The sequence below is a fragment of the Pseudomonas sp. RW407 genome, assembly GCF_003176655.1.
Lineage (GTDB): Bacteria > Pseudomonadota > Gammaproteobacteria > Pseudomonadales > Pseudomonadaceae > Pseudomonas > Pseudomonas delhiensis.
Window position 1 is genome coordinate 1116045 of record NZ_QGSL01000088.1, and the last position, 9873, is coordinate 1125917.

19 protein-coding genes and 1 tRNA gene are annotated in these 9873 nt (G+C 58.7%); all 20 read left to right on the forward strand.

Annotated elements, in window-relative coordinates; translation table 11 throughout:
* Positions 1-180: 180 nt before the first annotated feature.
* A complete protein-coding gene (locus DK254_RS11630; protein WP_109931452.1) occupies positions 181-489 on the forward strand; it encodes a hypothetical protein in 309 nt (102 codons plus the stop codon).
* The gene (locus tag DK254_RS11635) at positions 489-1130 is read left to right on the forward strand and encodes a recombination protein NinG (protein ID WP_109931454.1); all 642 of its coding nucleotides are present in this window, start codon (positions 489-491) and stop codon (positions 1128-1130) included. The genes DK254_RS11630 and DK254_RS11635 overlap by 1 nt, the downstream gene beginning before the upstream one ends.
* On the forward strand, positions 1130-1447 hold the full coding sequence (locus DK254_RS11640) for a hypothetical protein (protein WP_109931456.1): 318 nt from the start codon (positions 1130-1132) through the stop codon (positions 1445-1447). Before DK254_RS11635 ends, DK254_RS11640 begins: the two co-directional genes overlap by 1 nt.
* A 70-nt stretch (positions 1448-1517) precedes the next feature.
* Positions 1518-2096 (forward strand): hypothetical protein, encoded by a 579-nt coding sequence (locus DK254_RS11645; RefSeq protein WP_109931458.1) that lies wholly within the window; start codon positions 1518-1520, stop codon positions 2094-2096.
* Positions 2097-2226: 130 nt separating this feature from the next.
* Positions 2227-2703 (forward strand): AP2 domain-containing protein, encoded by a 477-nt coding sequence (locus tag DK254_RS11650; protein WP_218281377.1) that lies wholly within the window; start codon positions 2227-2229, stop codon positions 2701-2703.
* Positions 2704-2724: 21 nt separating this feature from the next.
* Complete coding sequence (locus DK254_RS11655) at positions 2725-3075, forward strand: hypothetical protein (protein ID WP_109931460.1); 351 nt, start codon at positions 2725-2727, stop codon at positions 3073-3075.
* Positions 3076-3238: 163 nt separating this feature from the next.
* Positions 3239-3314 (forward strand) — tRNA-Thr (locus DK254_RS11660).
* Positions 3315-3376: 62 nt separating this feature from the next.
* Positions 3377-3691 (forward strand): phage holin, lambda family, encoded by a 315-nt coding sequence (locus DK254_RS11665; protein ID WP_158546381.1) that lies wholly within the window; start codon positions 3377-3379, stop codon positions 3689-3691.
* Positions 3688-3963 carry a hypothetical protein gene (locus DK254_RS11670; protein WP_109931461.1) on the forward strand — a complete coding sequence of 92 codons (276 nt, stop codon included), beginning with the start codon at positions 3688-3690 and terminating at the stop codon, positions 3961-3963. Before DK254_RS11665 ends, DK254_RS11670 begins: the two co-directional genes overlap by 4 nt.
* Positions 3963-4127, forward strand: coding sequence for a hypothetical protein (locus DK254_RS34150; protein WP_158546382.1), 165 nt, complete (start codon positions 3963-3965; stop codon positions 4125-4127). Before DK254_RS11670 ends, DK254_RS34150 begins: the two co-directional genes overlap by 1 nt.
* Complete coding sequence (locus tag DK254_RS11675; protein ID WP_109931463.1) at positions 4127-4327, forward strand: hypothetical protein; 201 nt, start codon at positions 4127-4129, stop codon at positions 4325-4327. The genes DK254_RS34150 and DK254_RS11675 overlap by 1 nt, the downstream gene beginning before the upstream one ends.
* Complete coding sequence (locus tag DK254_RS11680; protein ID WP_109931465.1) at positions 4324-4578, forward strand: hypothetical protein; 255 nt, start codon at positions 4324-4326, stop codon at positions 4576-4578. The genes DK254_RS11675 and DK254_RS11680 overlap by 4 nt, the downstream gene beginning before the upstream one ends.
* Positions 4571-4771, forward strand: coding sequence for a hypothetical protein (locus DK254_RS11685; RefSeq protein ID WP_109931467.1), 201 nt, complete (start codon positions 4571-4573; stop codon positions 4769-4771). Before DK254_RS11680 ends, DK254_RS11685 begins: the two co-directional genes overlap by 8 nt.
* A gap of 113 nt (positions 4772-4884) precedes the next feature.
* The gene (locus DK254_RS11690) at positions 4885-5151 is read left to right on the forward strand and encodes a hypothetical protein (protein ID WP_256595766.1); all 267 of its coding nucleotides are present in this window, start codon (positions 4885-4887) and stop codon (positions 5149-5151) included.
* Positions 5151-5387: a hypothetical protein gene (locus tag DK254_RS11695; RefSeq protein ID WP_109931469.1), complete on the forward strand. Its 237-nt coding sequence runs from the start codon at positions 5151-5153 to the stop codon at positions 5385-5387. The genes DK254_RS11690 and DK254_RS11695 overlap by 1 nt, the downstream gene beginning before the upstream one ends.
* Positions 5380-6177 carry an HNH endonuclease gene (locus tag DK254_RS34155; RefSeq protein ID WP_158546383.1) on the forward strand — a complete coding sequence of 266 codons (798 nt, stop codon included), beginning with the start codon at positions 5380-5382 and terminating at the stop codon, positions 6175-6177. Before DK254_RS11695 ends, DK254_RS34155 begins: the two co-directional genes overlap by 8 nt.
* Before the next feature lie 166 nt (positions 6178-6343).
* Positions 6344-6724: a hypothetical protein gene (locus tag DK254_RS11705; RefSeq protein ID WP_109931470.1), complete on the forward strand. Its 381-nt coding sequence runs from the start codon at positions 6344-6346 to the stop codon at positions 6722-6724.
* 1 nt (position 6725) lies between these two features.
* Positions 6726-8417, forward strand: a complete 1692-nt coding sequence (locus tag DK254_RS11710; RefSeq protein ID WP_109931472.1) for a terminase large subunit — start codon at positions 6726-6728, stop codon at positions 8415-8417.
* Positions 8414-8578 (forward strand): hypothetical protein, encoded by a 165-nt coding sequence (locus DK254_RS34350; RefSeq protein ID WP_177411995.1) that lies wholly within the window; start codon positions 8414-8416, stop codon positions 8576-8578. The genes DK254_RS11710 and DK254_RS34350 overlap by 4 nt, the downstream gene beginning before the upstream one ends.
* Positions 8571-9833 (forward strand): phage portal protein, encoded by a 1263-nt coding sequence (locus DK254_RS11715; RefSeq protein ID WP_109931474.1) that lies wholly within the window; start codon positions 8571-8573, stop codon positions 9831-9833. The genes DK254_RS34350 and DK254_RS11715 overlap by 8 nt, the downstream gene beginning before the upstream one ends.
* The last annotated feature ends 40 nt before the right edge of the window (positions 9834-9873 follow it).

Genomic DNA, 9873 nt, shown 5'->3' on the forward strand with positions numbered 1-9873 from the left:
ATGCCACCGCTGCATCCGGGAGAAGGGCCTGACCGGGGAGGGTGTTCTGAAGCTCCCTCTATCCGCTACGAAGATGATCCTTTGCCCGCTCTGTGGGAACAAGCGATGCCCGCACGCCAGTGATCACGGCCTACGGTGCACTGGGAGTAACGAGACAGGCCAGCCAGGGAGCATCTACCAATGAGCAACGTCCTGATCGAAGGCCGCTTCGTCGTCTGCGCTGCCTGCCGCTATGGCGACCTGATCGTCTGCGGCGCCCGCCACTACGACATGGTGATGCACTCCCAGCTTCGCCAGATTCGCGAGGACAAGCTGTTCGACTTCGAGGCGGTAGGTCGGGCTGAGCAGGGCTTTATCGACCAGTTCGGCGTCTTCATGAGCCGCGAAGAGGCATTCAAGGTCGCCAAGGCTGCCGGCCAGCTTAACGTGCGCCGGCTTAAGACCCCGCATCCCGACTCCACTGAGCTGTTCAGCGAGGACCTGTACTGATGGGTATCCAAGGCAAGCAGCCAAAACCTAAGCGCTGCCAGAACGCCGAGTGCGGCACCAAGTTCATCCCGCAGCGCCTGGGACAGCGCGTCTGTTCACCGGCCTGCGCCTTGGCCGCCAAGGACAAGCACCAGGCTCCGGCGAGGAAGGCGATCGCCGACCGCAACCGCCGGGAGATCAAGGCGCGGAAGGAGAAGCTGAAGAGCCACAGCGACTTCGTGAAGGATGCCGAGAAGGCGGTGCGCGACTACCGCCGCACCTACGAGTTGTCCATCGGCAGCGGCTGCATCAGTTGCGGGAAGTCGCAGGCAGAGGTCCAGGCGGCCCAGGGGTGGAAGACCGGCGGCGCCTTCGATGCCGGGCATTTCCTCGGTAAGGGAGCCCGTCCTGAGCACCGCCTGGAGCCCTCCAACATATGGCTTCAGTGCAAAGCCTGTAACGCCGGCTCCAGCAAGTACGCCAGGAAGGGGCTGACCGTTGCCCAGGGGTTCCGGGAGGGCCTGATCGAACGAATCGGCTTGGAAGCCGTAGAGGCCCTGGAAGCCGATCACCGTCCCCGCAAGTACACCAGCGACGAACTGAAGGCCATCACGGCCGAATACCGCGCCAAGCTGCGCGAACTGAAGAAGAGGACTGCCTGATGCAAACTGCCATCTCGATCATCATCAGCATGACGCTGAGTCTTTCCCTGCTGTCCGGCATCGGTCAACTGTCGCAGTTCGCCTTCTACGTCTGCGTCATCATGAACGTTCTTGCCTGGATCGGGATGCTCCTCGGCATGGTCAAGGACGAGGTCAGTGCGCGCGTTCGACGGACCTTCTGGATTCAATTCATGCCATCCATCTTCTACGTCTATGCCCTGATCTTCAGCGGACATCCGATGCTTGGCGCCTCCGTATTCATGGTGCAGTTCCTGATCGTCGCCACCGCCTTCCGCAAGGAGGCAAAACCGGCATGACACTAGCCGAATACGTGGCCCAACAATGGGCAATCCTTCGAGAGTGCGGGCTGATCAAGGGGGAAGGAGAATGATCTATACCAGCGTCCTGGCTGCAGTCGTATCGGCTCTCGCCGCCGAGACCATCGACAACACTAGCAAGCAGGCATGGCAGAAGCTCTATCGACCTGGGTATCAGGATGGTCTCGACCTAGCCACCCTGATCAGAAGCGGAGGCTCTGACGGAATCCAGCGCACCGATGCGGACTGTTGGGTATTCGCCAGGCTGCACAGCCAGTTGAAGCCCCGGCATTGGGATGCGCTGGTTGCCCGGTACAGCACCCACAAGGGCAGGAAGGTCGATTCGATCGGAAAGCTATGTCCGTTGATAGCCAGCCATGCCCCGAAGCTCTTCGTGCAGAAGGCCGTAACCGTTTGGGCCATACCTCAGCTCAAAGGGATGGACGGGAAACGATCAACCGACATGATCATTTTGCCAGCAAGGTTCTATGACATGGCGCAGTGGGACGATCAGGGGCTTAATCGGTCGACCTATTGGCGATGGAGGAAGCAGATCGAGGATCGTCTCGACGAGATGGTGAAAGAGGCCCTGAATGCGGCTGGAGAACTATTGCGCAATGAAGGGGTTATTCTCAACGAAGCCGCTTGACTTTCGTGCAACTGTGCAACAAAATTTCCTCATCCTGCGGATTTTACGCAATCGATGATCAAGAAGCCCTGGCCAATGCCGGGGCTTTTTTATGCGCCCACGAAAGTTCTGACGTTCCGGAGCTTTGAGCATGCCCACAATCAAGGTTGCGGGGCATGACGTCCTGCTCGATGAGCAAGATGTCCATCTTCTTGAGATAAGCGGATGGACGATTCGCATGAGCGGCACTACTGGATATGTTCAGCGGACCATCTACTCCGGCCATGAGTACGTCGGCTATGAAAGCCTCCACAGGCTAATAACAGACTGCGGTGAGGGCCAAATGGTTGACCACATCAACGGCAATGGGCTCGACAATAGGCGATGCAACCTTCGGGTATGCAGTCATGGCGAGAACATGCGGAACCGAACGATGAACCGGAATAACCGGTCTGGCTACAAGGGCGTCTACTTCGATCCAGACAAGAACGGCCGGCCCTGGCGGGCGCAGATTCGCGCGAACGGAAGGAAGCACAGTCTTGGTCGTTTTGATACCGCTGAGCAGGCGTATGAGGCCTACCAGAAGGCTGCTGAACGACTCCACGGAGAGTTCGCGCGGGTCGCCTAAAAAATTTTCTGGAGATTGGAAATGACTCAGAGCTACATCGGCACCAAGCAGATTTTGGCCTGGGAACAGGACAAGGACGGCCAGCCCGGCTACGCGGTTAAATACGCAGACGGCTATGTGAGCTGGAGCCCGAAGGACGTTTTCGAAGCGGCATATATCCCGATCGGCCACGTTGATCATCTGCCTGCTCATCAGCAGCGAGTGATTGGCGAGAAAGCGCAATTGGATGACAAGGTCGGCAAGCTGACCGACTTCCTCGATGGCGAATTCTTCCGTTCGCTGGATGCTGCCGAGCAAGAGCGCCTGACCGTTCAGCTCGGCGCCATGCGCGAATATCAGCAAATTCTGGCTGAGCGCATCGCAGCCTTCTGAGCCAGGAGATAGCCATGTCCACTCGCCCGAACGACATGGCCACCCTGAACATCATCGGCTGGACCGTCATCAGCGTCCTGACCTTCCTGGTCATCAGCCTGATCTAGTTTTCGCGCTCCCCAGCGCATGCCCGGTATAGCCGTAGGCCCCGGGCGTTTTCTTCGCCGCTATAGCTCAGCCGGTAGAGCAGCCGCCTTGTAAGCGGAAGGCCCAGGGTTCAAGTCCTTGTGGCGGCACCACATCGCCTCACCAACGCGCAGTGCCTGCCCGGCGAAGGGCTAGGACAACCGAGATGCCACGAATGAAAGAAGATCCCAGCTTCTGGGCTGCACTGCTGGCTTGGCTCTCCCTGCACCAGCCGCAGATCTACGCCGGCCTGACGGCTGGCCTCACCGCGCTGGTGCGCGTGATCTACGGCGGTGGCGGACGGCGCCAGATGATGCTGGAAGGAGCCCTGTGCGGCCTGATCGCCGTCTCCCTGGTCCCTGTCCTGGAATACTTGAGCCTCCCCAGCAACCTTGCCACCTTCGCCGGCTGCATGGTTGGCTTCATGGGGGTGGAGAAGATCAGGGACTATGCCGACCGCTGGCTTGGTCGGAAGGCGGATCAGGCATGACCAGCGAACAGTTCGCCTACTGGCTCCAAGGCTTCGTTGAGCTGAATGGCTCCGAGCCAACAGCAGAGCAATGGCAGTCCATCAAGGATCACCTGAAGACCGTCTTCGTGAAGGTGACGCCCGAGGTCAAGGTCGACATCAAGGCACCGACTGGCGATCTCGACAAGATCGTTGAGTCGATCCGCGAGGCCGGGGAGCGATCGCATGATGTGTGGCCATTCCGTCGGCCGCATGATCCGTACTTCCTTGGCCAGCCGGTGGTTACTTGCTGATGGCAACCTGCACCATGACCGTCTCCGTCAAGCGCTCCTGGTGGGTAATCCCCTACCTGCGCGCCTGCATGCTCTTCGCCTGGCTTACTGGCATGGAGCCTGATGAAGAAAAGATCGCTGCTACCGTAACGCGCGCTATGAAGATCCGGATGGGGAGGAAGTGATGGCGGTTCTTTCTCAGGCGATCGGCAAAGAATTCATCAAGGCCCTTGGCCTCGATGGAAAGCATGTCACCGCCATCAAGCTCGAGATGAAGACCAACGCCTTGGTTGCTGTTGATGTCAGCTACTGCCCAGAGCGAGAACAGGTTGAGGACATCTTCGAGATAGTCCAGCGCTATGAGCTGGTCGAGAAGCCCGAATGACCGACCTGAAAGTCGTCCCGATCAAGCGCGATGGTTATTCCGACGCCATTGACGCCCTGAAGAACATCATCGCCCAACTGGAATCCGGCGAGATCGAGCCCTGCGAAACCGGATGTGTTGTCCTGATGGGCAAGAACGGCACACTCGACACATTGGGCTTTGGCCCGAAATCGGACGACCTCCAGGTCATCGGTCTACTTGAAATGGGTAAGCAAGTCATCCTTGAAGCGGCGATGTATCCAGATGTCTGAACCACTTCAGGTGAAGATCATCCTGGATGGTCAGGAGCATATGGTCCCCGCCCGCGAGACGATCCTCTGCGATACCTGGGGCAACCAGATTGCGATCAAGCTGGAGCCCATCTTCGATGTCGACGTGATCGAGGTTACCGGTCTTGATTCGCCATGCAGGGAGTTCGTCACTGATGGCCTGTGCAGGTTGTGAGAAACGCCGAGCCTGGCTGAAGAAATGGTGGAAGGTAGCCCATGAACGAATGCGCAAAGCCCCTGCTAGTAATCAGTACGGACCGCCCTCTGTCGAGCGAAGCCCGGGAGAAGATGACCAAGGCGCTGGAGCCGATAGCCCAGAGCATCGGAGCCAAACCGCTGATCCTGAGTGACGGTCATCAGGTGGGAATCCATAGCGACATCTGCCCACTCTTGCGGTCGCTCCTCGATGAGCAGCGCAAGACCAATAGCCTGCTCCTCGCCTTGGTTGAGGCAATGGCCGATGAGCGCGATCCGGATGCAGAGCCTCAGACCTACCTGAATGGAGAGCCCATCCCTCAAGAGCCTCCTCATGTTGAGTTCGTGAGGAAGCGCTAATGCCAATCTACGGTCGTTCCAAATTAACCGAGATCGATGCTGTGCGTGTGCGCCGCGGCTGGTTCGGCAAGCTGATCCTGCAGGTGAGATACAAGGTCGTGCGAGCCCGGCTTAACCCGCCAGGCCAGCCTGTCACTTGGGAGGATGCCGGCGTGTCTGAATGGCGCGATGCGAACGGCAGCGACCTGGCCGAATCGCTGATGGTTGCCAAGTACTTGGGATTGAGCGATGCCTGACCTTCCGCAGAAGCATAGGAAGCCCAAAGCATCAGTAAGAAAACATCAGGCGACATCAGAGCAGCCACCTTCGGCACAGTTCCCTTCGCAATGGGGCAATAGCCGCGGCGGCAGAGCTTGGATGTTGCTCAGGGAGCGAATCCTCAAGCGCGATGGGTTCCTCTGCCAGCCTTGCTCCAAGGAAGGCCGAACCAGGATAGCCAAAGAGGTTGACCATATTCGCTCCCTCGCCCAAGGCGGGACGGATCATCCTTCCAACCTTCAGGCGATCTGCATTCCATGCCATCGTAAGAAAACGGCAGAGGAATCCAAGCAAGGCCTCCAGCGGGTGGCGACCATCCCGAGCTTCAAACTTAAGCCGCTGATTCCAGTGACCATAGTGTGCGGCCCGAGTGGAAGCGGCAAGAGCCGATACGTCAAAGAGCATGCAGGCCCAAACGACCTGGTGCTTGACTTGGACGTGATCAAGGTAAGGCTGTCAGGCCAGCCAATGCATCAGGTCGATGATTCTTGGCTGAAGCCAGCCCTGCGAGAGCGCAATGCCAAGCTCGGGGCATTGGCCAAGCAGCCAGTCAGGTACGAACGCTGCTGGCTCATCGTCTCTGCCCCCACATGGGGAGAGCGCCGCAGATGGAAAGAGATGCTCAATGCAACCAGCATTGTCCTCGCGGTCGATGCGATGGAGTGCGAGCGCAGGACCAGGGCCAGAGCTGATCCAATGAAGTGGGCCGACCTCGCTGTGCAGTGGTGGAAGCGGTATACGGCCGGGGATGATGACCTTGTCGTCTAAATGATAAATGTTCTCAATATTGCGCACCAATTTGGTGCAAAATAAAGTGATCCAAAATAGTGCATGAAAATGCACCAAGGTAGGGCGGTCTGAAACCTTGGGCAATCAAGGGGATACCGCGCCCGCCCCAAGGCTTTCTTCATTTCCACAGAATTCAGGTTCCAAGATGGCCCGTCACAAGCAGCCTGCCGAGGTGGCGAAGTTCAAGGGGGCTGACAAGAAAAACCCCCAGCGCTATCGGCAGGAATCGGCGAAGGGCGAGGGCAATGTCGGCGATGCCCCGATCCATTTGCAAGGTCCAGCTCGGCTCGCGTGGAAAGAGCTCTGTTCGCAATCGCTGAAGGGTGTTCTGACCGGCTCGGACCGGATCATCCTGGAGGTGACGGCCAACCTGCTCGCTGAATACCGCGCCAACCCGACAGAGTTCGCGGTCGGCAAGTACACCCACCTGATCGGTAACCTGGCCCGGCTGGGTTTGACCCCATCCGACCGCCAGAAGTTTGGCCTGGAGAAGCCGAAGGAGAGGGACGAATTCGAGGATTTCTGACATGGCCCCCAGCGACATTGCGCGACAGTATGCGAGCGATGTCGTGGAAGGGCATGTCATTGCATGCCGCTACGTCAAGCTGGCCTGCCAGCGTTTCCTGAATGACCTGGCGCGGCAGGCCGATGCCGATTGGCTTTATGTCTTCGACGAGGCGAAGGCCGACCGCGCCGTAAAATTCATGCAGCTCATGCCCCACACCAAGGGCAAATGGAGTGCAGCGAAGTCGAAGCTGGTCTTTGAGCCCTGGCAAGTGTTCATCGAGGTCAACCTGTTCGGCTGGGTGAAGAAGGACACCGGCAAGCGCCGGTTCCGTGAAGCCTACGAAGAGATCCCGAGGAAGAACGGAAAGTCAGCTCGCCTGGCCGCCAGGGGCATTTACCTGTTCGCCGCGGATGGCGAGTCGGGAGCCGAGGTCTATTCCGGCGCCACCACCGAGAAGCAGGCCTTCGAGGTATTCCGTCCGGCCTGGATGATGGCTCACAAGCTGGAGAATCTGCGCAACCGATTTGGGATAGAACTGTCCGGCAACCAGAAGAACCCTGGCCCCATGTTCGTCATGGAGGACATGTCGAAGTTCGAGACGGTTATCGGCAATCCGGGGGATGGTGCAAGTCCCCACGCAGCCCTGGTGGACGAGTACCACGAGCACGACACCGATGCCCTGGTGGACACCATGCAAACGGGCATGGGCGCGCGCGAGCAGCCGCTGCTGTCAATCATCACGACGGCGGGGTCGAATCTTGGCGGCCCGTGCTACGAAAAGCGCCGGGATGTGATTCGGATTCTCGAAGGACAGGAGGTCGATGAGACGATTTTCGGCATCATCTACACAATCGACGAGGATGACGCCTGGGACGACCCGGCCAGCCTGATCAAGGCCAACCCGAACTACGGCATATCGGTATTCCCTGACTTTCTCCTGGCCCAGCTCCAGCAAGCCAAGCGCTCGGCATCGAAACAGAACGCCTTCCGCACCAAGCACCTTAACCAGTGGGTGGGGGCTCGGACGGTCTGGATGAACATGCTGGCCTGGCAGCGGCAGAAGCGCGACTTCACGGTAGCCGACATGGCGGGTTGCCGGTGCTGGATGGCGCTCGATCTGGCCAGCAAGAAGGACGTGGCCGCCCTGGTGATGCTGTTCGAGAAGGCGGGGCAGTTCTACTGCATTCCCCGGTTCTACGCTCCCGAAGCAGCGGCCGAAGAAAACGAGAAGTACCAGAATTTCGCGCTCGACGGGCATCTGATCCTGACGCCCGGGAGCATGACCGATTACGCCTTCATTGAGGCGGACATCCTGGACCTGGCGAAGAAGGTAGAACTGCAGGATGTCGCCTTCGATGACTGGCAGGCCAACTACCTGATCACCCGGCTTTCCAGCACCTCAATTCCGGTTGTGGACTTCAACCAGACGGTGAAGAACATGAGTGACCCGATGAAGGAGGTGGAGGCGAGGGTAATCGCGCGGACGCTCTGGCATGACGGGAATCCGGTCATGACCTGGATGATGGGCAACGTGGCGGCGAAGATCGACGCCAAGGAAAACATCTACCCGCGCAAGGAAAACGACAACGACCCCAACTGCAAGATCGATGGTCCGGTGACCTTGATCATGACGATGGGGCGAGCTCTAGTTGCCGGCATTGATGACGGTGACGACTTCATGAATGCCATACGGAACCCGATCATCGCATGAACATCGCCACTGGCCTCTATCTCCTGCTCGGCGTGATTGGGCTGGCGCTTTTTGTCGCCGGCGCATTTGTCCTTTTCGGGCTTGGCTGGTCGCTCATGGCTGGCGCCTGCGCCTCTTTCGTTGGTGCGGCCTTCATCCGCAAGGGGCTGACCGGTGAGTAAGAGCTTGGCTCATGTTCTGAATCGTGCGGTGAAAGCCCCCCGGGCTTCCCTGCTTGGTTGGGCAGGGAAAACGATCCGGCTGACCGACGGAGATTTCTGGACGCAGATTCTTGGTCGAACCTCGTCCAGCGGGAAGCCCGTAACCGTTGATAGTGCAATGCGGCTGTCTGCGGTCTGGGCTTGCGTGCGGATCATCTCCACATCGGTTGCCGGCCTGCCAATGGGCGTATACGAGCGCAAGGCAGATGGCAGTCGAGAGGATGCCCGGAGCCTGCCGCTCTACGACATCGTTCATACCAGCCCCAATGACGACATGACCGCTTTCCAGTTCTGGCAGGCAATGGTTTCCTCCATGCTGCTCTGGGGGAATGCCTATGCCGAGATCCGGCGAGTTGGTGATCGAGTGGCGGCACTGGATTTCCTGCTCCCGTCTCGAATCGACCTGGATTGCGACGACAACGGGCGACTGGAGTACTACTACACGCCGAAGAAAGGCAGCCGCCGGCAGATTGACCGGAAGAACATGCTGCACATTCCGGCCTTCACGCTTGATGGACGTGTTGGCCTATCGGCCATCTGCTACGGCGTGGACGTGTTTGGATCAGCAATGTCGGCAGATGATGCGGCGAACGGGACGTTCAAGAACGGCCTTTTGCCTACGGTGGCCTTCAAGGTTGACCGGGTGCTGCAGCCAGCCCAGCGCGATGAGTTCCGCGAGTACGTCAAGACTATCTCCGGCGCTCTGAACTCTGGGAAATCACCAGTCCTGGAGCAAGGGATTACCCCGGAGACCATTGGCATTAACCCAGCCGATGCCCAACTCCTGGAATCCCGATCTTTCAGCATCGAGGAAATCTGTCGGTGGTTCGGGGTTCCGCCCTGGATGATCGGGCAGACTGACAAGGGCAGTAACTGGGGGACAGGGCTTGAGCAGCAAATGCTGGCCTTCCTTACCTTCTGCATCAGCTCATTCACCAACCAGATTCAGCAATGCGTGAACAAACGCCTGCTGACTTCGGTTGAACGCCAGCGGTACTACTCCGAATTCTCGCTTGAGGCCTTCCTTCGGGCCGACAGTGCGGGCCGCGCTGATCTCTACAGCAAGATGACTCAGAACGGCATCTACACGCGCGATGATTGCAGGGTTAAGGAAAACCTTCCTCGCAAGGGTGGAAATGCCGACGTGCTCACTGTCCAATCCAACCTGGTCCCTCTGGATCAATTGGGGGGGGCGAGCGGAAGCTCTCAGCTGTAGAGGCAGTACAGAAGGCATATCTAGGCGTCGGCAAGATGAT